This window comes from Williamsia sp. z34, from assembly GCF_059553395.1.
On record NZ_JCANWW010000009.1, the window covers coordinates 49,667 to 71,190 of the forward strand.

Annotated in this window: 21 protein-coding genes and 1 riboswitch; of the genes, 13 read left to right on the forward strand and 8 right to left on the reverse strand. The window is 65.1% G+C overall.

All coding sequences use genetic code 11. The features are described 5' to 3' along the window. The first annotated feature begins 4 nt into the window (after positions 1-4). Positions 5-979, forward strand: coding sequence for an alpha/beta hydrolase (locus AC51GT_RS20535; protein ID WP_496329994.1), 975 nt, complete (start codon positions 5-7; stop codon positions 977-979). A 53-nt stretch (positions 980-1,032) separates the two neighbouring features. After that, positions 1,033-1,923 (forward strand): oxygenase MpaB family protein, encoded by an 891-nt coding sequence (locus AC51GT_RS20540; RefSeq protein WP_496326811.1) that lies wholly within the window; start codon positions 1,033-1,035, stop codon positions 1,921-1,923. A 13-nt stretch (positions 1,924-1,936) separates the two neighbouring features. Here the strand turns inward: AC51GT_RS20540 and AC51GT_RS20545 are convergent, their stop codons facing one another. Further along, complete coding sequence (locus tag AC51GT_RS20545) at positions 1,937-3,829, reverse strand: ABC transporter ATP-binding protein (protein WP_496326812.1); 1,893 nt, start codon at positions 3,827-3,829, stop codon at positions 1,937-1,939. Positions 3,830-3,967: 138 nt separating this feature from the next. Between AC51GT_RS20545 and fgd the strand changes: the two genes are divergently transcribed. Beyond that, on the forward strand, positions 3,968-4,975 hold the full coding sequence (gene fgd / locus AC51GT_RS20550; RefSeq protein ID WP_496329995.1) for a glucose-6-phosphate dehydrogenase (coenzyme-F420): 1,008 nt from the start codon (positions 3,968-3,970) through the stop codon (positions 4,973-4,975). 82 nt (positions 4,976-5,057) lie between these two features. Here the strand turns inward: fgd and AC51GT_RS20555 are convergent, their stop codons facing one another. Together AC51GT_RS20555 and AC51GT_RS20560 are read right to left on the reverse strand one after the other, a co-directional pair. After that, complete coding sequence (locus AC51GT_RS20555) at positions 5,058-5,876, reverse strand: DUF1206 domain-containing protein (RefSeq protein ID WP_496326814.1); 819 nt, start codon at positions 5,874-5,876, stop codon at positions 5,058-5,060. A 33-nt stretch (positions 5,877-5,909) separates the two neighbouring features. Then, complete coding sequence (locus AC51GT_RS20560; RefSeq protein WP_496326815.1) at positions 5,910-6,806, reverse strand: LysR family transcriptional regulator; 897 nt, start codon at positions 6,804-6,806, stop codon at positions 5,910-5,912. A gap of 63 nt (positions 6,807-6,869) precedes the next feature. On the opposite strand from AC51GT_RS20560, the gene AC51GT_RS20565 reads away from it, so the two are divergent. The 6 genes from AC51GT_RS20565 to AC51GT_RS20590 are packed head-to-tail and all read left to right on the forward strand — an operon-like array spanning position 6,870 to position 12,496. Next, on the forward strand, positions 6,870-7,817 hold the full coding sequence (locus AC51GT_RS20565) for a DMT family transporter (RefSeq protein WP_496329996.1): 948 nt from the start codon (positions 6,870-6,872) through the stop codon (positions 7,815-7,817). Between the two features lie 10 nt (positions 7,818-7,827). Continuing rightward, a complete protein-coding gene (locus AC51GT_RS20570) occupies positions 7,828-8,397 on the forward strand; it encodes a TetR/AcrR family transcriptional regulator (protein ID WP_496329997.1) in 570 nt (189 codons plus the stop codon). Between the two features lie 29 nt (positions 8,398-8,426). Beyond that, complete coding sequence (gene pta / locus AC51GT_RS20575) at positions 8,427-10,514, forward strand: phosphate acetyltransferase (RefSeq protein ID WP_496329998.1); 2,088 nt, start codon at positions 8,427-8,429, stop codon at positions 10,512-10,514. Next, positions 10,507-11,703, forward strand: coding sequence for an acetate kinase (locus tag AC51GT_RS20580; RefSeq protein WP_496329999.1), 1,197 nt, complete (start codon positions 10,507-10,509; stop codon positions 11,701-11,703). Before pta ends, AC51GT_RS20580 begins: the two co-directional genes overlap by 8 nt. Further along, on the forward strand, positions 11,700-12,092 hold the full coding sequence (locus AC51GT_RS20585) for an FAS1-like dehydratase domain-containing protein (RefSeq protein WP_496326820.1): 393 nt from the start codon (positions 11,700-11,702) through the stop codon (positions 12,090-12,092). The genes AC51GT_RS20580 and AC51GT_RS20585 overlap by 4 nt, the downstream gene beginning before the upstream one ends. Further along, a complete protein-coding gene (locus tag AC51GT_RS20590) occupies positions 12,089-12,496 on the forward strand; it encodes a MaoC/PaaZ C-terminal domain-containing protein (protein WP_496330000.1) in 408 nt (135 codons plus the stop codon). The genes AC51GT_RS20585 and AC51GT_RS20590 overlap by 4 nt, the downstream gene beginning before the upstream one ends. A gap of 104 nt (positions 12,497-12,600) precedes the next feature. Here AC51GT_RS20590 and AC51GT_RS20595 read toward each other — a convergent pair whose 3' ends face one another. The 3 genes from AC51GT_RS20595 to AC51GT_RS20605 are packed head-to-tail and all read right to left on the reverse strand — an operon-like array spanning position 12,601 to position 17,288. Beyond that, complete coding sequence (locus tag AC51GT_RS20595; protein ID WP_496326822.1) at positions 12,601-14,934, reverse strand: serine/threonine-protein kinase; 2,334 nt, start codon at positions 14,932-14,934, stop codon at positions 12,601-12,603. A gap of 12 nt (positions 14,935-14,946) precedes the next feature. Next, on the reverse strand, positions 14,947-15,933 hold the full coding sequence (locus AC51GT_RS20600; protein ID WP_496326823.1) for a glutamate ABC transporter substrate-binding protein: 987 nt from the start codon (positions 15,931-15,933) through the stop codon (positions 14,947-14,949). After that, positions 15,930-17,288, reverse strand: coding sequence for a GlnX family signal transduction membrane protein (locus tag AC51GT_RS20605; RefSeq protein WP_496326952.1), 1,359 nt, complete (start codon positions 17,286-17,288; stop codon positions 15,930-15,932). Before AC51GT_RS20605 ends, AC51GT_RS20600 begins: the two co-directional genes overlap by 4 nt. 220 nt (positions 17,289-17,508) lie before the next feature. Between AC51GT_RS20605 and AC51GT_RS20610 the strand changes: the two genes are divergently transcribed. Continuing rightward, positions 17,509-18,009 carry an NUDIX hydrolase gene (locus AC51GT_RS20610; protein WP_496330001.1) on the forward strand — a complete coding sequence of 167 codons (501 nt, stop codon included), beginning with the start codon at positions 17,509-17,511 and terminating at the stop codon, positions 18,007-18,009. On the opposite strand, the gene AC51GT_RS20615 is transcribed toward AC51GT_RS20610, so the two are convergent. Together AC51GT_RS20615 and thiE are read right to left on the reverse strand one after the other, a co-directional pair. Next, entirely contained in the window at positions 18,002-18,469 is a 468-nt protein-coding gene (locus AC51GT_RS20615; RefSeq protein ID WP_496330002.1) for a hypothetical protein, read from the reverse strand. The two genes, AC51GT_RS20610 and AC51GT_RS20615, sit on opposite strands and share 8 nt — an antisense overlap. A gap of 134 nt (positions 18,470-18,603) precedes the next feature. Beyond that, complete coding sequence (thiE, locus tag AC51GT_RS20620; protein WP_496330003.1) at positions 18,604-19,323, reverse strand: thiamine phosphate synthase; 720 nt, start codon at positions 19,321-19,323, stop codon at positions 18,604-18,606. A gap of 32 nt (positions 19,324-19,355) precedes the next feature. After that, positions 19,356-19,478: riboswitch (TPP riboswitch) on the forward strand. Here thiE and thiO point away from each other — a divergent pair. The 3 genes from thiO to AC51GT_RS20635 all read left to right on the forward strand — a co-directional run bounded on the left by thiO (position 19,469) and on the right by AC51GT_RS20635 (position 21,463). Next, positions 19,469-20,509 (forward strand): glycine oxidase ThiO, encoded by a 1,041-nt coding sequence (gene thiO / locus AC51GT_RS20625; protein ID WP_496330004.1) that lies wholly within the window; start codon positions 19,469-19,471, stop codon positions 20,507-20,509. (Overlaps the previous riboswitch by 10 nt.) Beyond that, the gene (gene thiS / locus AC51GT_RS20630; RefSeq protein WP_496330005.1) at positions 20,506-20,709 is read left to right on the forward strand and encodes a sulfur carrier protein ThiS; all 204 of its coding nucleotides are present in this window, start codon (positions 20,506-20,508) and stop codon (positions 20,707-20,709) included. Before thiO ends, thiS begins: the two co-directional genes overlap by 4 nt. Beyond that, positions 20,702-21,463, forward strand: a complete 762-nt coding sequence (locus AC51GT_RS20635) for a thiazole synthase (RefSeq protein WP_496326829.1) — start codon at positions 20,702-20,704, stop codon at positions 21,461-21,463. Before thiS ends, AC51GT_RS20635 begins: the two co-directional genes overlap by 8 nt. Positions 21,464-21,524 lie beyond the last annotated feature (61 nt).

Consider the following 21,524-nt stretch of genomic DNA (forward strand, 5'->3'; position numbering starts at 1 on the left):
CGAGATGTCAGTGACTAGACATGCCCGGCCGAGCCTGCGGTCGTACCCGATCTGGATGGGCTCGCGGCTCTTCGTGAAGCCGATCCTCGCGCTCTGGCCCATCGGGGCCCTGGGGCTGCGACCGCTCTACCTCATCGACGAGATCTTCGCCCTCGGGCCGAAGGCAAGAACTGTGGCGCGCGAGCAGATCACCTTGGCCGGCCGACCGGTGGAATTGTCGGTGCCGGCCCGCCCGAGTGGTCGTGATGAAACTGCCGCCGTGCTGTATCTGCACGGTGGGGCCCTGGTCGTGTGTGGTCTGGCCACACATCGGGCGATCGCCGGGCGGCTGTGTCAGGACACTGACCTGCCGGTGTATTCGCTTGCGTACCGGCAACTTCCGGAAGCCGGCGTGGGAACGTCCGTGGCCGACGCCTATCAGGCCTATCGGGAACTGGTTGTCGAACGAGGGTACAAACACGTTGTGGTGGCGGGTGATTCGGCCGGCGGGTTCTTGGCAGGCAAGATCGTCGAGTTTGCCCATCGTGACGGATTGACCTCCCCCACGGCCTATCTCGGGTTCTCGCCGTTGCTCGACCTCGACCTCGGCGCGAATCCCGACCGTTCGAGTCGTAGCGACGCGTACCTCCCGATCCGAAAACTGGCCGCACTGCGACCGCAATTCGACAAGGGCCCACACGAACTCGACGGGGCCAGGCGGATCGTGGATGTACCGCACCACGCGTTCCCGCCGACCATCGTCATCACTGCCGAGGACGAGATGCTCGAGCCGGACGCGCTGGAGCTGGTGGAGTCGCTGGCCGCAGCCGGCGTGACGTCGCAGATGCACAGTTATGCCTGGCAGGTTCACGCCTTCCCGGCGCTCGCGGGGCGCCATCCCGAGTCGCTGCGCGCGATCGCGATGGCGGCGCGGTTCGCCAAAGACGCGGTCGCAACGGCCGCGCGTGGCGGGCAGGCCCCGTTACGCGGTGTCAGCTGACAACTGTTGGCACAAACTTCCGAATCTGTTCCATCGCTGCTAACGTCGGATTCATGACCGACGCAATCGACACGGCGGCCGCCACGTCAGAGCCCGATGATGCGCGCCCGGAGATCGTTGGCGCACCACTGGGCCCGGGCTCTCTGACCTGGCGTTACTTCGGTGACAACCGGGTCACACTGCTGGGTCCGCGGCCCGGCGTGCTCGAGAACATGCTGCCCGAACTCGGCCAGGCCGTGTTGGAGCATTCGGTGTTCTTCTCCGATCCCTTTGCCCGCATCAAGCGTTCGTTACCGGGGATTTACGGCACCGTTTACGCCCCCGAGGGTTCGAGTGCCGGCCCGACGGTTCGCGATTTCCACCTCGACATCAAGGGAAAAATGCCCGATGGCGAGCGCTATCACGCGCTCGATCCGGAGACCTACTACTGGGCGCATGCGACGTTTGTCGACATCGTCCTGCAGGCCACCGACCGCTTCATCAAAAAGCTCAGCGATGCCGAAAAGGAACAGATCTACGCCGAATCGGTCACCTGGTATCGCCGTTACGGAGTCAGCGAACGGCCGGTTCCGGCGACGTACGCCGACTTCGTGGCGTATTGGGACCACATGGTCGACGATGTCCTCGTCCCGCACAAGACGGCGCGCTACGGCGTCGGTTTCGTCACCAAGGGTTATCCGTTGCCGCCCGGCATGAATCCGCTTGTGTGGAAGCTGATCTCACCGATCGTGAATCCGTTTGCCGCATTCATCACCACCGGGGGACTGCCGCCGCGTTCGCGTCGCCAGTTGAACCTGCCGTGGAGTGACCGGAAGGAACGCAACTACCGGCGCTTCTGTGCTGCCGTCCGGGCCATCGATCCGATCTACCGGAAGCTGCCCGTCACAGTCCGCTACAACAAGTTTGCGCTGAAGGGTTTCGCCGAGGCGGGTGTGCGGCCCTGAGGGGTGGCTGTATTCACTTGACCGGCGCGGAGTTGTTGTCCGAGAACTGGGTTCGATACAGCTCGGAGTAACGCCCGCCACGCGCGAGCAGATCGAGGTGCGTGCCACGTTCGACCACGCGGCCCTCTTCCAGGACGAGTATCTCGTCGGCCGCCCGGATGGTCGACAGTCGGTGAGCGATCACCACTGATGTCCGGTCGGCCAGCGCTTCGCCCAGTGCTTCCTGCACCGCGGCTTCCGAGGTGGAGTCGAGATGAGCGGTCGCCTCGTCGAGGATCACCACGGACGGTTGTGCCAGCAGCAATCGTGCGATGGTCAGGCGCTGCCGCTCACCGCCGGAAAGGCGGTATCCCCGCTCTCCGACAACGGTGTCGAGGCCGTCGGCCAGGCCGGCCACCAAGCCGTCGAGTCGGGCGCGGCGCAACGCGTCCCAGATGTCCTGCTCGGTGGCGTCGGGGCCGGCGAACAACAGATTCGCGCGGACCGTGTCGTGGAACAGATGTCCGTCCTGGGTGACCAGCCCGATCGAGCGATGCAGCGATCCGCTCTCGATGTCCCGAATGTCTGTGCCGCCCAGCAGGATCGAACCTTCGTCGACGTCGTACAGCCGCGTGGCCAGCTGTGCCACCGTTGACTTCCCGGCGCCGGAACTGCCGACGAGGGCGACCATCTTGCCGGGTGGCACCGTGAACGACACATCGTGGATGACCTCTTCGCCGCCACGGGTGTCGAGGATCGCGACCTCTTCGAGCGAGGCCAGTGAGACCTTGTCGGCCGACGGGTACGCGAAACGGACGTGGTCGAAGGTCAGCGATTGTGGTCCGGCCGGGGCGGTCACGGCGTCGTCCTTGTCGGTGATCAGCGGCGGCAGATCGATGACCTCGAACACGCGCTCAAAACTGACCACTGCGCTCATGATCTCGACCCGGGCGTTGGCCAGTGCGGTCAGCGGTGCGTACATCCGGGTCAGCAGCAGGGCCAACGACACCACGGCGCCGGCGTCCAGATGTCCGTTGACCGCGAGGTAGCCGCCCAGGCCGTAGACCAGTGCCAGTGCCAGCGCCGAGACCAGTGTCAGCGAGGTGACGAAGATGCTCTGGGCCAGTGAGCGGCGGACGCCGATGGCCCGGACCTTGTCGGCCCGGATGGCGAACTCGTCGGATTCGTGGTCGGGGCGTCCGAACAGCTTGACCAGGGTCGCGCCCGGGGCCGAGAACCGCTCGGTCATCTGGGTGGACATCAGGGAGTTGTATTCGGCGGCCTCCCGGGACAGCGCTTGCATCCGCTTGCCCATGCGCCGGGCGGGTACGACGAACAACGGCAGCAGGATCAGTGTCAGCAGGGTGATCTGCCAGCTGATCGTCAGCATCACGGCAACCGTCAGTGTCAGCGTGACGATGTTGGACACCACCCCCGAAAGCGTGTCGGAGAACGCCCGCTGCGCACCGATGACATCGTTGTTGAGTCGGCTCACCAGGGCGCCGGTCCGGGTCCGGGTGAAGAACGCGACCGGCATCTTCTGGACGTGGTCGAACACCGCTCGGCGCAGGTCGTAGATCAGACCCTCGCCGATGGTGGACGACAACCAGCTCACCACGAGTCCGGCCCCGGCCTCGGCGAGCGCGATCAGTGCGATCAGAACCGACAGCCACACCACGGTCGACGCGACACCCCCGTCGACGACCTGGTTCACCACCTGCCCGGCCAGGATCGGCGTGAGCACGGTCAGGACCGCGACCACCACACTCAGGATCATGAACACGGCGAGCTTGCCCCGATGTGGCGTGGCGAACGCCAGGATTCGGCGCACCGTGACGCCTCGGTTGCCCCGCTGCCTCTCCCGGTCGAGGTCGGGCCCGTTCGCCGACCGGTACATCGTGCTCCAGGCCACTGACTCCATGCTCATGCCGTCAACTGTAGAAGTTAAAGTTCGCTTGAAGTCAAACCGCTGGTGAGGTGCTGTTCTCATCGGCCTGTGGGTGCTCCCGCCGACGCATTGTGGTCAACTGGAATCAAAGGTGCACATAGTGACGAGGGAGACACGGTGGTTTTGCGACTCGGGTACAAGGCTTCGGCGGAACAATTCAATCCTCGTGAGTTGGTCGAGATCGCGGTGGCCGCGGAAGAGCACGGCATGGATTCGGTTGCGGTCTCGGACCATTTCCAGCCGTGGCGACACAACGGAGGCCATGCCCCGTTCTCGCTGGCCTGGATGGCCGCGGTGGGCGAGCGCACCAACCGGGTGCAGATCGGTACCTCGGTGATGACCCCGACATTCCGGTACAACCCGGCGGTCATCGCCCAGGCGTTCGCCTCGATGGCGTGCATGTATCCGGGGCGCATCATGCTCGGTGTCGGAACCGGTGAGGCACTCAACGAATACGCCACCGGATTCCAGGGTGAATGGCCCGAGTTCAAGGAGCGGTTCGCGCGGCTGCGAGAAGCGGTCAAGTTGATGCGTGAGCTGTGGACCGGTGAAGAGGTCAACTTCGACGGCGAGTTCTACAAGACGCAGGGCGCGTACATGTACGACATCCCCGAGCAGCCGGTGCCGGTGTACATCGCCGCCGGTGGTCCGGTGGTGGCCCGCTATGCCGGTCGCAGCGGTGACGGTTTCATCTGTACCTCGGGCAAGGGCATGGAGCTCTACACCGAGAAGCTGATCCCGGCGGTGAAGGAAGGTGCCGAGAAGGTAGAGCGCAATTTCGAGGACATCGACCGGATGATCGAGATCAAGATCTCGTACGACCCCGATCCCGAACTGGCACTGGAGAACTGCCGCTTCTGGGCGCCGCTGTCGCTGACGCCGGAGCAGAAGCACAGTGTGAACTCGTCGACGGAGATGGAGCGCCTTGCCGACGAGCTGCCCATCGAGCAGGTCGCCAAGCGCTGGATCGTCGCCTCCGATCCCGACGAGGCCGTCGAGAAGGTCAAGGCGTACACCGATGCGGGCCTGAACCACCTGGTGTTCCATGCCCCCGGCCACGATCAGGCCCGGTTCCTGACCAACTTCCAGAACGATCTCGAACCCCGCCTGCGCAAGCTGGGCTGACCCGCCCCCCCGACACCGAAAGTGTGCCCTTTTGGCGAACAAAACCCCAGGTGGGGGCCGCCAAAAGGGCACACTTTTGGGTTTACATGCGTGAGTAGCGGGCCATCGCGAAGCTGTACAGGCCGTAGGCGGCGATCCCGAGTGCTGCGACAACCAACAGGAACTGGCCGAACGGTGCCTCGCCGAGGGTCTTGACCGCACCGTCGATCCCGGTTGCCTTGGACGGATCCGACTTGATCGACGCGACGATCACGAGGATCCCGGCACCCACCAGGACCAACCCTTTCGCGGTGTATCCGACGACACCCAGCGGGGTGACGACGGAGCTTTCGGAAATCTTGAGGTCGTCGAGGAAGTTCTTGGTGACGCCTTTGTAGATGTGATATCCGCCGATGGCGATGATGATCAGTCCGACCACCACGAGCAAAGTCTTACCTGCCGTGTTCTCCATCAGCCGCGCGGATAGGCCGGCGTTCTGTTTGCCGCTCGATTGGCCGCTGCCACGGGCGAACTGCACCGCCGAGATGGTGAACCCGATGTAGACAACCGCCACACCGGCTGACTTCGCGCGATCGAAGAGCCCGGACATGCCCGAATCGCCGCTGCCCGGTTCGCTGGCATGCTGGCCGACGATGGTCTCGGCGATGCGCCAGAGTGCCATGGCGGCGAAGGCCACGGCGGCGATCCACAGCACCACCGCGCCGCCGGATTTGTCGGACAGCGTCCCCAGGGCCCCTGATTGGTCGGCGCTGCCGCCGGACCCGAACGCCAGCCGCAGGATGATGTAGGCGATCAGCAGGTGCAATAGCCCGCTGACGACGTGGCCGCCACGTGCGGCCCGCTCGAAGAGATTGCTGTCGGTGGCTCGATCCACCGCACCGGATACTTGGTTGTTGGCCATGAGTCACCTCACCACACTCGGGGCCGGCATGGGTCAGGCCGCCAGCGGAGTCGCGACGCGCTCGCGTAGAAGTTCGAGGATCCGCTGCACCGCGGGGTTGCCGCGGACGGCCTGACGCGTTCGTACCGAAATGGTCCGCATCGGGGTCGGGTTGATCAGCGGCCGACTGACCACGCCCGGCGGCAATATCCCAGCGCCCAGGGCGGGCAGCACCGTGACCCCGACACCGGCCGCGACAAAACTGATCGCGGTCGGATAGTCGTGGGTCTCGATGTGAAAGCCGGGACTGAAACCCACCACCGAGCAGGCGTCGAGGAGTGCCTGTCGGCACGGCCCGCGGGAGACGTCGTTGTCGACCCACTGCTCGTCGCGCAGGGTATCGAGGTCGATCTGTTCGCGTCCGGCGAGCGGATGGTCGTCGCGCAGCACCACCACATAGGGCTCGGCGAGCAGCTGCTCGACGTCGTAGCCACGCAGCGACGTGGAGGCGGCGCCCTCGACATAGATCTCGACGTCCGGGTCACCCGAATTGTCGTGTGCCAACTCGACCAGCCGCAGATCCACTCGCAGGTCGGGGTATTCGCGGGTGAGCGTCGCGATGATCGGGGGGATCCAGGCGGCGCCCGCCGAGGAGAAATAGCTGACGGACAGACTGCCCACCCGACCCGAGCGCAGGTCGGCGACCAGGGATTCGAGTTCGGCAAGACGCTCGAGAACCTTGGCGGCCTCACCGGCAACCGTCAGCCCGACCGCAGTGGGTTTGATGCCCCGGCCATCCTTTTCCATCAGCGTCAGGCCGGTCTCTTTCTGCAGGGCCGTCAGGTGCTGACTGATCGCCGACGGGGTGTATCCGAGCGCTGTGGCCGCTTCGTTGATGGAACCGGCAGCCACCACGGCTCGGAAGATTCGCAAACGATGGACGTCCAACATCCCCTCAATGTACAGCCGTACTGAAATGACAACAAGGAAAAGTCACTTGTGCTTACGGGTGGCATGGGTGAAAGTAGGAGTCATGAAAGCAGGCAGGTCGTGAGGGCAGCACTGGCGAACAACCTGGCGGTGGTCGCCGCCGCGGTGACCGTCCTGCTCTGGGCATCGGCGTTTGTGGTCATCCGGTTCGTCGGGGAGAGCTTGTCCCCCGGCCCGATGACCGTGGCGAGGCTCGGTGTCGGTTCGGTTGTCCTGGTGATCATCGCCCTGCGTTACCGCCGCCCGCTTCCCCGGGGCAAGGCGCTGTTGCTGGTCATCGGCTACGGGCTGGTCTGGTTCGCCGGCTACACCGTGCTCCTCAACTGGGCCGAACAGCATCTCGATGCCGGGACCGCGGCCCTACTGGTGAACTTCGCCCCGATCCTGGTGGCGGTCTTTGCCGGCCTCTTCATGGGCGAGGGCTTTCCGCGGCAACTGGTGATCGGCATCCTGGCGGCATTTTCCGGCGTGCTCCTGATCGCGCTCGGTGGGTCCGGAGGCAGCAACAATGACCGGCTCGGGATCATCCTGGGGCTGATCACCGCAGTGCTCTACGCGATCGGCGTGCTCATGCAGAAAGTGGCGCTGCGGACAGTCGATGCCGTCACCGCGACCTGGGTGGGATGCGTCGCCGGGCTCCTGGCCACCCTGCCCTTCGCCCCGCAGGCCGTTTCCGAACTGTCGGAGGCCTCGACCGGGGCAATCGCGGGAGTGATCTTCCTCGGCGTGGGACCCACCGCCATCGCATTCCTCACCTGGGCGTATGCCCTCTCACGGACCGATGCCGGAAAGATGGCGGCCACCACGCTGGCGGTGCCCGCGATCGCGATCGTCCTGTCCTGGATCTTCCTGGGTGAGGTCCCGACGCTGCTCGGACTGGTCGGTGGCGCGATGGCGTTGGCCGGAGTGGCGATCAGCCGTCGCCGCGGCCGAGTCCGTCCACAATCGCCAGAACCAGCGGTGACCTCCTAATCTCAGGGGTATGGATCGAGATCGGATGGTCGACGTCGCCATCGCCGTCGTGGAGCGTTTCGGCTCCCGGGCGCTGAGCCTGACGTCTGTGGCGCGGCACGCCGGTGTCGGCCGAGCGACCGCCTACCGGATGTTCGGGGGCCGCGACGAGCTGGTTCAGGCGATCGTCGAACGTGAGGTCGAAAGCCTCGGTGACCTGATCTCGGGATGGATCGCCTCGGAGACCGACCCGGCCGCCAAGGTCTCCACGATGATCGTCAATGTCCTGGCGTACATCCGGGAACACGAAGCGCTGCAGTACGTTCTGCGCAACGAGCCGGAAGAGATCATCGCCACGATCGTCGCCCGTGGGCCCGATCGCGATGCGGCCACCACCATCGTCGACATCATCGTGGCGAACAGTGTCGGAAATTTCACCGCCGAGCCGGAGCTGGAGGCCGCACTCATCCCCGACGCGCGACGCGCAACGGAGTTCATGGTTCGGGTCGTGTACTCCTACATGCTGATTCCGGGCAGTGCGATGTCAGACGAAGACGTCGCGGAGATGGTTGTTCGCTCGACGGTCCGAGTGGCCGAGTAGCGTTCGGCCGTCGGGTCTAGGGTGGGCCCATGGGCGCTTCAACGTCGAACAGCATCTACCTGGCATCGCCGGAAGGCGACACGGGCAAGTCGACCGTAGCGCTCGGGGTCTTGCACCTGCTGGCGGCCTCGGGTGGTCGGGTGGGGGTGTTCCGTCCGATTTCCAGGACAAACACCGGTCAACGCGACTACATCCTGGAACTTCTGATCGAGCACGATTCCAGCGACCTGAGCTACGAGGACTGCATCGGAGTGACCTATGAACAGGTCCATGCCGATCCCGATGGGGCCCTGAGCGAGATCGTGACCAGATTCCATGCGGTGGAGGAGCGGTGCGATTCGGTTCTGGTCGTCGGATCCGACTACACCGATATCGCCAGCCCGTCGGAATTGAGCTTCAACGCACGTATCGCGGCCAACCTCCAGACACCGATGCTGTTGGCGCTCAAGGCGGCCGGCCGCACCGAGGACGAGGTGGTGTCGCTGGCGGAGTTGTGCCTGGCGGAGCTGGCCGTCAATCATGCCCAGGCCGTCGCGCTGATCGCGAACCGCTGCGCGCCCGATCGGTTGGCCGAGGTGAAGGCCGCTTTGGAGCGGGCCACCGGACTGCCCTCCTGGTCGCTGCCGGAGGATCCGCTGCTGGTCGCCCCCACCGTGGCGGAGCTGATGAACGAGCTCGACGGCGAAATGTACAGCGGCGATCCGGAACTACTGGGCCGGGAGGCCGTGAAGGTGATGGTCGGCGGGATGACCGTGGAGCACATCCTCGAGCGTCTCACCGACGGGATGGCCGTGATCACCCCGGCCGACCGCTCGGACGTGCTGCTCGCGTTGGTCGCAGCCAATGCCGCCGAGGGTTTCCCGAAGCTGTCCGGCATCATCCTGAACGGTGGCCTCAAGCCCCACCCCAAGATCGCCGCTCTGGTCGAGGGCCTCAACTCCGCGTTGCCCATCGTCTGCTGTGAACAGGGGACATACGAAACAGCGCGGGCCGCGGTACATGCCCGGGCCCGGATGAATGTCGATTCGGCGCGAAAGATCGACATCGCCCTCAATCTGATGGAAGCGCACGTCGATGCGGTCACGATGCTCGAGAAGCTCCAGCTGCCGATCCCCGAGGTCGTCACTCCGCAGATGTTCGAATACCAGCTGATCCAGCGCGCCCGGTCCATTCGCAAACGGATCGTCCTGCCCGAAGGTGGTGATGATCGGATCCTGCGGGCCGCCGGACGCCTGTTACGCAGGCAGGTGGCCGACCTGACCATCCTCGGTGACGAACGGGCTGTGCGTGACCGGGCGGCGGAGCTCGGGGTGGACCTGTCCGAGGCGGTGGTGGTCGATCCGGCGACATCCGATCTGCTCGACGAGTTCAGTGCGGTCTACACCGAGCTGCGCAAACACAAGGGGATGGACCTGCAACGGGCCCGCACCATCGTCCAGGATGTGTCATATTTCGGCACCCTGATGGTGCACCTCGGATACGCCGACGGCATGGTGTCCGGTGCGGCACACACCACCGCCCACACGATCCGGCCGGCGTTCGAGATCATCAAAACGGTGTCGGGTGTCTCGACGGTGTCGAGTGTGTTCTTCATGTGCCTCGCCGATCATGTTCTGGCATACGGTGATTGCGCGGTGGTTCCGGATCCGACCGCAGAACAGCTGGCTGACATCGCCATCTCGTCGGCGGCAACGGCAGCGCAGTTCGGAATCGATCCCCGGGTGGCGCTGTTGTCGTACTCCACGGGTGAGTCCGGCAGCGGCGCCGATGTGGAAAAGGTGCGCGAGGCTGCTCGACTGGCGCGGCAGCGAGCGCCAGAACTGTTGTTGGAGGGGCCGATCCAATACGATGCCGCGGTCGATCCGGCGGTCGCGAGTGCGAAGATGCCGCAATCAGATGTCGCGGGGCGGGCCACCGTGTTGGTATTCCCCGATCTCAATACGGGCAACAACACATACAAGGCCGTGCAGCGCAGCGCCGATGCCGTGGCTGTCGGTCCGGTACTGCAGGGGTTGAACAAGCCGATCAACGATTTGTCGCGAGGTGCACTGGTGTCGGACATCGTCAATACGGTCGCGATCACCGCGATCCAGGCGCAGGGGATCGCCGGTGAGTGAGATCGAGACCGTCCTGGTACTGAATGCGGGTTCCTCTTCGCTGAAATATCAGCTGGTGCAGCCTGGTTCGGGTCATGTGGTCGCACAGGGTGTGGTGGAGCGCATCGGCGAGTCGGAGGGCCGGGTGATGCTCGTCCGCGGCGATGTCGTCAACGAATACGTCGGTGAGATCGTCGACCACCAGGACGGGTTGTCGAAGGCGTTCGCCTTGTTCAAGGCCGCCGGGCACGACCTGGAATCAGAGGGCATCACCGCGGTGGGGCATCGGGTGGTTCATGGTGGTCCCGACCTCTTTCGGCCGACGGTCGTCGACGACGATCTGATCGAGGCCATCAAGGACCTGGAAGACATGGCCCCGCTACACAATCCGGTGAATCTGCTGGGGATCGAAGCGATCCGGAAGCTCTTGCCCGACGTGCCGTCGGTGGTGGTGTTCGACACGGCGTTCTTCCACGGACTCCCCGAGCACGTCGCCACATATGCGATCAATCGTGAGCTGGCGCTCGAGCACGACATTCGTCGCTACGGATTCCACGGCACATCGCACGAATACGTGTCGTCGCGCGCCGCAGAGTTCTTGGGCGTCGATGTGGAAAGCCTCAATCAGATTGTCCTGCATCTGGGTAACGGCGCATCGGCCTCTGCCATCGCGGGTGGCCGGCCGGTCGAGACGTCGATGGGATTGACCCCGCTCGAGGGTCTGGTGATGGGGACGCGAAGCGGTGACATCGACCCCGGGGTCGTGATGTACCTCAAGCGGGCGGCGGGTCTGGATGTCGGCGAGATCGACGCGGTGCTCAACCGTCGGTCGGGTCTCAAAGGGTTGTGCGGCGAGAACGACTTCCGTGCGATCACCCGGTCGATCGAGGAGGGTGACGCCGATGCGATACTGGCCTTCAACATCTACATCCACCGACTACGTAAATACATCGGCGCCTACATGGTGACGTTGGGTCGCACCGACACGATCGTGTTCACCGCGGGCGTGGGGGAGAACTCTGTCAAGGTTCGTGCGGATGCCATGGCCGGACTCGAAAACTTTGGCATCGTCCTCGATACCGAACGCAATGCTGCCAGAAGTCGTGAGCCGAGGATCATTTCAGCCGACGATTCCGCGGTGACCGTCCTGGTGGTCCCGACCAACGAAGAACTCGCGATCGCCCGGCAATCAGTGGAGGCACTCTCATGATCGTTGAAGGTACGCAGGTCTCGCCGGAGTCACCGTACGAGGTGACGCAGGCGGAGATCGACGAGGTGGTGGCGGTGATCGGTGGACCGCCCAGCCGCGGTGAAGCGCCGCCGAGTTTTGTCAACGTGGTCTTGGAGCCCGCGATCAAGTCGTTCCTGGATAACGGCGACGTGCCTCTCTCGGGCGTGGTCCACACTGCCGAAACAACGATCTACACAAGGCCTTTGAAGGCGGGAGATGTCGTGAACACCACTGTGACGGTGACCAGCGTGCGGGCGAGGGCGTCGGTCACACAATTCGAGATCATGTCGCTGGTGACCGATCTGGACGGGCAGGAGATCGTCCGGGTCAACTCGGCATTGATCTGCGAGACCGAGGCCGCCGAATGAGCGATCTCACGGTCGGGACCGAACTGTTCAACGTGTCCGAGACAATCGACCAGCAGAGAATCCGCGCCTACGCGAAGGCCGCGAAGGATGACAATCCGATTCACGTCGACGAAAAGGTCGCTGTTGCAGTAGGTCTGGCCGGACCGGTCGCGCACGGCATGTTGACGGTCGGGATCGGGGTCGGGCACGTGATGCGATGGCTCGACGGCCAACCGCGGAAATTCCTGCGATACGAGACCAGGTTCGTCAAACCCGTTGTCGTATTCGACGACGCCCCCGCGGAGCTGGCGGTGTCAGGTGTGGTGGGCGCGGTCTCGGACGAAGAGGTCCGCATCGACATCCAGATGAGACTCAAAGAGAGCGGCCAGTTGGTGCTGCGGCCGTTCCGAGTGTTTGTGGGCTGACCCCCACCGCAAACGAGCCGGAAATCCGAGGACGAGCCACATCTTTGTGGCTCGTCCTCGGATTTCCGGCTCGTTTGCGAAGGTCCGGACCCGCGGAGCCGGTTTCAGAACAATGTATGTGGCCGAACGAAGTTGGCGAGGTCGACCAGACGGAAACGTTGGGTGCGGTTGACAGTACTGCGGGCGAGTCTGCGGAGTGACTGTTCGCAACCGACACGGAGACCGTGGTCGTTGAACGGGTAGCCGAGGATGTCACCCCGCGCCGAGGCGTCGGTGGGGGATTGGTCGGGACGGCGGTGGATCCAGCCGAGTGCGATGCCCAGCACCAGGATCACCAGTCGTTGCTTCCGGGGCTCGGCGTCAGACATTATTTCCAGTCGTCTTGCGGCCTCGCGCAATTCGTCCTCGGAGACCGCAGCGGGGTCGCGGCCGTGGACGAGGGTGAGTACCGAGGTGCAGTTGGCGGCGTTGTAGTGGCGGCTGGTGGGGGGCACCTCGTCCAGTGCCTTGACCGCGCCCGATATGTCGCCCTTGGCGAAACGCATCCGCGCGAGACCGAACGCGGCGGTGATGATCGACCTGTCGGTCTGCCACAATGTCCGATAATGTTGCAGCGCAACATCGTGGTTGCCCATGAGTTCCGCGGTGGCGGCCACTGCGAGCTTGGGGGCCGTCTCACCGGGCATCGCGGAGAGGACGTCGTTGAAGCGCTCGTGTGCGGTGGGGACATCACCGATCAACAGGGTTCCGAGTCCGATGAACCAATCTGTGCGCCAAGACTTTCCGTGGTGTTCGGTGGCGTCGTTCAGGAGGTTGAGGGCGGTTTGCGCTTCACCTAGTTCGAGGTAGGCGCGCGCCTCGATCAGGTCGATCTCACGGGACGGGTGATCATCGGACGGGTCGGTGCCGATGACCGACGACAGACCACCCTCACGGGCGCTGCGGATCGAGTCGAGAGTCTGGGTCGGCTCGGACAGCACCGTCGAGTTGAGCAGACCGGCCGCCGGATCCGACTGGTCGACCAGTGGAACCGGAAGGGCCGCAACGATGTCGATCGTGTCGAGGCTTCGCCTGGTGCGCACCGGTTCGAGGATGCCGTCCACCGGGGCGAGCATCATCTCGGTACCGAAGGTCGTTCGCTGGGGACTGAACACCGTCGACAACCCGGGCCGGGGTATGCCGGTGCGGGCCGCCACGGTCTCCCGCAACACGTTGAGGAGCTGGCCCGCCATCTCGTCCGCGGAGGCGAAACGCTGGGCCGGATCGGGATTCGTGGCGCGCTGCAGCAGCCGGTAGAACGACGGATTCTCCTGGAACAACGGCACATCCGCCGGGTCCGGGAGTCCGTCGAGGTAGCGCCCCTTCTCCATCGGCATGTCGACGGTCAGCACCGCCAGCGTGCGCCCGAGACTATAGATGTCACTCGCGATCTGCGGTCCGGTCTGCACGATTTCGGGTGCCTGGAATCCGGGGGTCCCGTAGAGGTGGCCGTAACCGTTGATGCGCGAGACGGCGCCGAGGTCGATGAGTTTGACGTCTTCGCTGCCGATCATGATGTTCTCGGGCTTGATGTCGTTGTAGACCAGCCCGACCGAATGCAGATACGTGACAGCGGGCAGGACCTCGAGCAAGTAGGCGATCGCCTGTTCCGGCGGCAGTTGCTTTCGGTGCGAGCCGGATTCGTCCTCGTCGGACGTGAGGTCCTTGAGGGTGCTACCACCGATGTACTCCATCACGATGTAGCCGAAGGTGTTCTCGCCGACATCGGGATGCTCGACGAAGTTGTAGATCTTGACGATTCCGGGGTGTGAGACAGACGCCAGGAACTGACGCTCGGCCAGGGCAACGGCCTGCGCCTGAGCATCTTTCGAGTTCAGTAGCCCCTTGAGGACGACCGGTCGGTCGGAAACGTTGTGGTCGATCGCCAGATAGATCCAGCCCAGACCGCCATAGGCGATGGCGCCGACGATCTCGTACTGATCCGCGACCATCGTGCCCTTGCTCAAACCCGGGACGAACGAGTATCGGGCCCCGCAGTTGCCGCAGGTGCCGGTGAGCGGACCACTGCCTTCACCCGACGACCTGCCGACCGGCCGGCCGCATCTCCAGCACAACCGTTTCGCCTCGGGGATGACGGCGTCGTCCATCACGGCATCGAACGGCTCGATGTCGTGGATCCGTGGCACATCCACCAGACCGCCACCCATCCGGCGGCGACTACGTGAACTCCGGCTGGTGGGTACCAGGAGATTTGGCTGGCTCGCGGTGCCGACCGGCGCACGCAGCGTCGGCTCGGTGAAGGCCATATCGGCCGCCACCGCCTGCGTCTGGACGTCCGCGTCGTCGCCGGAGGGTTCCGTACCCACCTCGAGATCCCTGAGGGTGGCAGCTTGGGTGCCGACCTCAGGGGTCTTGTCGGAGGAAGGATGATCAGTCAACGGATCTGCGTCCTAATCCCGGTACTCGGCTTGTGGCGGATAGTATTTCGGACCCAGGATCGAGAGCCATTTGTTGTAGATCTCGAACCACGTCCCGTTGTTGCGGATCTGTTCGAGGACCCCGTTGGTGAATCGCACCATGTCCTCGTCGTCCTTGTTGATGCCGATCCCGTAGGGCTCCTCGCCCAGACTCTGGCCCACGACGTGGATGTACGGATCCTGCGCTGCCATCCCGGCGAGGATCGCGTCATCGGTCGAAACAGCGTCCACCTGACCTTGCTGCAGCATCACCAGGCAATCCGCCCACGTCGACACGGTGTCGACGATGGCGTCGGGAACGCGCTGCTGGATGCGGGCGATGGATGTGGTCCCGCGGGCGGCGCACACCCGTTTGCCGGCGAGGTCGGCCACACCGTTGATGCCCGAGCTCCGCATTGTCAGTATGCGCTGAGACGCTTCGTAGTACACCGTGGAGAAGGCGATCTCTTCGAGCCGGTCGCAGGTGATGCTCATGGTCTTGACCACGATGTCCACCGAACCGTCCTTGAGCGCGCTGATCCGGTCGTCGGAGTTGAGGATCCGGAACTCGATGCGTTCGGGATCGCCGAAGATGCCGCGGGCGATCTCCTTGGCGATGTCGACGTCGAATCCCTCGATGCTCCCGCTGACCGGATCGCGGAACGAGATCAGGTTCGAGCCGATGTCGAGACCGACCTTGAGCCACCCGCGTTTGTAGATGGCCTCCATGCTGCTGCCCGCCGGCATCTGTCCGGGCGTGGGAACCGGTCCGGGGGACAGGCTTGCGGTGGAGTCGCAGGATTCGGTGGCCGGTGGCGCTTCGACCGGAACATCGGTGCTGACACCGGCCGGGGTGGGCCAGGCCGCGGTGGCCGAGGGCGGATCATTCGGCGGCGCGGCGGCGTGTACACAACCCGCGAGCAGACTTGCGGTCACGGCGATGACGGCCGCCGCCGGGCGGAGGGTACGGCGCGTGGTCATCGATACTCCCGGATCCGTGGTGCGATGCCGATCGCCGACGCCAACGCCGCCCCGATACCCAGCAGCAGGATCCCGAGTCCGGCGTATCCGATCACAACGCGGGCGGTGTTGATGTCGTCGCGGAAGGTCTCCCGGGTGCGGGTGATGCCGTCGACGAGGGCGTCGTCGAGGGCGCTGTATGCGGCGGCCGAGCCGTCGGGATTGTCGCCGACCGCGATGGCGGTGGCGCCGTTGAAGTCGCCGGCATTGGTGCGTTCGAGCATCGCCGCGTGCGCGTCGCGCCACAGTGCCATCGCATCGAGCGCGTCGGTGACGGAGTCCTCCGCCACGTCCTTGCTCTCGTCGTCGAGGTAGTCGCCCAGCACCACATCGATCTCGTTGGTGGCCTCGGTCCAGCTCGCCTCGAAATCTTGCTGATCGCCGCGGCGGACGAGCGAGAGGGTTTCGTCCGATCGGGCCTGCTGGGTCAGGATCCGGGCAGAGGTGAGTTCCCCGAGGGGCGCCGCCCCGAGTTTTTCGGCATCGCTGGTCGCCTTGACCGAGAGCAACCCGCCGACCAGCAACCACACCAACCCGATCACCAGACACCCGATGGCCACGAGCAGTCCGACGTTGAAACGACGGCGGCTGCGGCGGGCGATGTAGAGGTGGGTGGCGATCACCGCGGCCAGGACCAGCGCGAGAGCGAAATAGACACCCCACGGTGGGCTGGTGAAGTTGGTCCGCGCATTGCCGATGGCCTCGAAACGTTCGGTGTAGAGGCGTTCCGCCGCGGGCAGGATCGTCTCCTGCATCATGTTCGACGCCTCACCCAGGTAGGCCGACCCGACCGGGTTGCCCAGACGATTGTTGATCCGCGCCGACTCGATGAGCCCCGTGTATACCGGCAACTGGGTCGACAGGGTGGTCAGGTCCTGCCGGACCTGCGCGTTGTCCATGGCAGTACCGCTGACGGACTCGATCATGGCGTTGGCGGCGGTGGCCACAGCGTTGTTGTAGCTGTCGCGAAGCGCGGCCGGTTCCAGTCCACCGGAGATGAACGCGGTGTTGGCCGCTGCGTCGGCGATCGACAGCGAGCTGTAGAGCACCTGCGATGCCTCGGCCAGCGGCTCGGTCACATCGATCATCTCTTCGAGCGTGCTGGTGCGCTGGTCGAGGGTTTCGGAGGCATACCAGCCGACGGTGACGCACGAAATGATCAGGACCGCCATGATGATCATCAGCTTGCCGGGGCTCGTCTTGGCGATCTCCCGCATGTTCGTGATCGGGTGTGGCGACCGTTCCCGGGTCAGATTCATCAGCTCGCGCCGGGTCAGCGGTGCCGGGCGGTCGGAGTAGGGCTTATCCGCACGCATGAACCGGGTACGCAAAGATGTTGCGTTGCCGCCGGTCACACGGTCCCTTCTTCCTGGAGTTCGCCGGGTCGTCTCAGGTCGTGTCCTGATCGGAGATTTTCTCGACTGACTGCGACATTACTTCGATTGATCACCGACTTGTGGCAGTGCGGCCCCGTGTCACCCGGTCAGTGCAAGTAGCGTGACTGTCAACGAACGCGGGCTGGCGAGGAGGTGTCGGGTGCGAGGCGACGGCGACGGATGGGTTTTCGACGCGGATGGATCGCGCTACTGGGGCCGTCACGGTGCTGCGGGGCTGTTGCTCTTCACACTTGGTGAAGCGAACCAGACGCTGATTCTGTTACAACACCGCGCCGTATGGAGCCATCAGGGCGGAACGTGGGCACTGCCGGGCGGAGCCCGCGATTCCCACGAGAGCGCAGTGGACACCGCGGTGCGTGAGGCCGATGAAGAGGCGGGGATCGCCGATGCGGCCCTGACCGTGCACACCGAATCGGTGACCCATCGAGCCCCCAGCGGTTGGACCTACACCACCGTGATCGCCGAGGTCGCGGCCCCGCTGGTCACCACGGCGAACGGCGAATCGGTGGAGTTGCGCTGGGTCAGCGCCGATCAGGTGGACGACCTGCCGCTGCACCCCGCGTTCGGGGCGAGCTGGCCAGACCTGAGGAACCGGCTCGGTTTGATCGTCGCCGCGGCCGACACCGGCACCGTCAGTTGAGCCGGTTCGCTGCCGCGATCAATGCCGCCAGCGCTGAACCCTCGCCGGTTGTACCCGAACCCATCGACCAGGTCCGACGGCCGTTGCGTTCGCAGTGAAGGAAGGTGGTGACGCCACCCGCCTGGGCGTACTGGTGCAGGTCGGAGATCTCGACTCCGGCACCGAGCTGATACAGCATGTCGCTGAGTGCGCCGATCGGTCCGGATGCGGTCGCGGCCAGCGCCGAGATCCGGTCACCGTCGGCGATGGTCGCCTGACAGAACAGCAGGTCGCCGGCGCCCCGGTCGGCAGACCACTTCCCCAGGCGCAGGGGACCCGAGGTGGGGGCATAGGTGCTGGTGAAGGTGGACCAGTTCATACCCGCTGCTTCGGCATGCAAGGCGCTGGGCAGCGGGCGTCCGAACCGCGCCGTGAAGTGGTCGCGATGGTGTTGTGAATCGTTGGTGCTCAGAGTGTTCATGAGGGCGGTCTTCCGGGAAAGAGGATGACCAGCGGATAGCTCAACGGCCCGCAGCGGGGGGCCGGTCGGATCAGACCCCGCTACGGCGGTGAACTACGAGAAGCTGTTTCATCATGATCTGCCCACCATAGCGCTCAGTTTTCGGCCGATGCAAGCAGATTGTCCTTCAAACGACGGGCAGCGGCTTCCGGGTCGGGCGCGGCCGTGATCGCCCGGACGACCACGATGCGCTGCGCGCCGGCGGCGATCACCTCGGGCAGTCGTTGCTCGTCGATTCCACCGATGGCGAACCAGGGACGGGACGGGGCGTGAGCGGCGGTGTCACGGACGAGATCGAGTCCGGGCGCACTGCGTCCCGGTTTGGTCGGCGTCGGCCAGCAGGGGCCGGTGCAGAAATAGTCGACGCCGGATTCTGTTGCGGCGCTGCGGGCCTCGCCGGACGAGTGGGTACTGCGGCCGATGATGACGTCGTCGCCGACGATTCGCCGGGCCGCCGAGACCGGGAGGTCGTCCTGGCCCAGGTGCAGGATGTCGGCACCGGCCAGCGCGGCGATGTCGGCGCGATCGTTGACCGAGAGCAGGGCGCCGTGGCGGGCGGTGATCTCGGCCAGTTCAGCGAGCAGGTCCAGCTCCTGGGCTGCCTCGAGCGGCCCGAACTCGCGCTCGCCGGGCGAACCCTTGTCCCGGAGTTGGATGATGTCGACACCGCCGGTGAGCGCACGGTCGGCAAACCGGGCGAGGTCGCCATGCTCGCGTCGGGCGTCGGTGCAGAGGTAGAGCCGGGCGGCACTCAAACGATTGCGGGCCGCACTCGAACGATTGTGGTCAGGGGCCGAACGGTCGTGGGCAGTCACAGTTCCCGAATGTACCGGCGTACTCTGTTCAGCAGTACACACACGGGTGCTCGAGGGAACCGCTCGGGCTGAGACCGCAGGACACGAACCGTCCGCGAGACCGTTACACCTGATCCGGATAATGCCGGCGAAGGAAGGACGTGGGATGAAGACCCTCGGAATTGTCGGTGGCGGAGTCATCGGGCTCTCGTGCGCTCTTCGCGCCGCCGAAAGCGGCTGGCAAGTAACCGTTTATGACCCCGGGCGGGGTGATGCGGCATCGGCGGTCGCCGCCGGGATGCTCGGTATCGCCGGCGAGAGCCGGGTCGGAGAAGATGCCCATCTCGCCTTTGCCGAACGAGCCATGGCCCGATGGCCGGCTTTCCTGGACAGACTCGGAGATCCCCGCGTGGTTGCTGCGCGCTCCAGCGTGATGGCCGGGGTGGACAGTGCCGACGTCGGCGAGCTCACGATGGCCGCCGATTGGCTCGGGCAGCGCGGTCATCCCGTGCAACCGTTGACCGGTAACGAGATTCGCGGACTCGAACCGGCGGTGTCGACGCGGGTGCGCAGTGGTTTTCTGGCGCGCAGTGAGATGGCGGTCGACAACCGTCGGTTGTTGTCGGTACTCACCGCCGCCGCGTCCGGCCTCGGCGTCCGGTTCGTCTCCGACGAGGTGAGCGACCTGAGCCGCCCACCGGAAGATCAGCTGTTGCTGACCGCGGGTGTGGGATCGACGAAGTTGTGGCCGGGTTTGCCGGTGTATCCCTCGAAGGGGGAGGTGCTCCGGCTCGGCTGGGCGCAGGGGGCGCTCTCGCCGCCCGAACATGTTGTCCGCGGGCTGATCAACGGCCGTGCCGTCTACGTTGTGCCCCGATCGGACGGGGTCGTGGTGGGCGCGACCCAGTACGACGGTGATGCGGATCTGCAACCGGTGGTCGGGGGTGTGGCCGACCTGCTGGCAGATGCCATCGAGCTGATGCCGTCGTTACGCGAATACCGGCTGCTCTCTGCCGATGCCGGTCTGCGTCCGTTGACGCCGGACGGGCTGCCGATCATCGGCAGACTCGACGAACGCACGTGTGCGGCAACCGGGCACGGCCGCAACGGCATCCTGATGAGCGCGATCACCGCCGATCTGGTGGCAGACCTGCTCGCAGGCAACAGTATTGACGAACCGGCCATCGATCCAGGGAGATTCTCATGACAACCGACGTGGTCGTCAACGGGGTTGCCACCGCGTTGCCGGAAGGGATGACCGTGGTCGAACTGCTCGACCACCTCGATCTGCCGCGCACCGGCGTGGCCATCGCGATCGACGGGGTGGTGCGTCCGAAGTCCACCTGGCACATCGCACTCGGATCGTGCAGCAGCGTCGAGATCCTGACGGCGGTGCAAGGTGGATGATCCGCTGATCATCGGTGATCGCACCCTGCATTCGCGCCTGATCACCGGTACCGGAGGCGCGGCGAATCTGGCTGTGCTCGAAGAGGCCCTGATCGCATCGGGGACCGAACTCACGACCGTGGCGATGCGGCGGGTCGACTCCGCGGGCCGGACCGGTGTGCTGGACCTGTTGCGTCGCTTGGGCATCGAAGTACTGCCCAACACCGCGGGCTGCCGCTCTGCCGCCGAAGCGGTGCTGACCGCCCAGCTGGCCCGCGAGGCCCTCGGGACGAACTGGGTGAAGGTCGAGGTCGTCGGCGACGACCGCACCTTGCTGCCCGACGGGCCGGAACTGGTCGCGGCGACCACCGCGCTGGTCGACGACGGGTTCGTGGTGTTGCCGTACAGCAACGACGATCCGATCCTGGCCCGGCGGCTCGAAGACGCGGGCGCCGCGGCCGTCATGCCGTTGGGATCGCCGATCGGTACCGGTCTGGGGATCATCAACCGGCACAACATCGAGATGATTGTGGCGGCGGCGCAGGTGCCGGTGATCCTCGACGCGGGTATCGGTACCGCCAGTGATGCCACGCTGGCAATGGAGCTCGGATGTGCGGGAGTGCTGCTGGCCTCGGCGGTCACCCGCGCGGCGGATCCGCCGCGGATGGCTGCGGCGATGCGCTCGGCCGTGATCGCCGGGCGCCTGGCCCACGGTGCGGGGCGGATCCCGAAGAGGTTCTGGGCGCAGGCGTCGTCGCCGCAGGTCGATCGCTGACCGCACCTGATCCGATGACGGTTTTGTCAGACTGAAGGATGATGCGGATGCCGACGGCTCG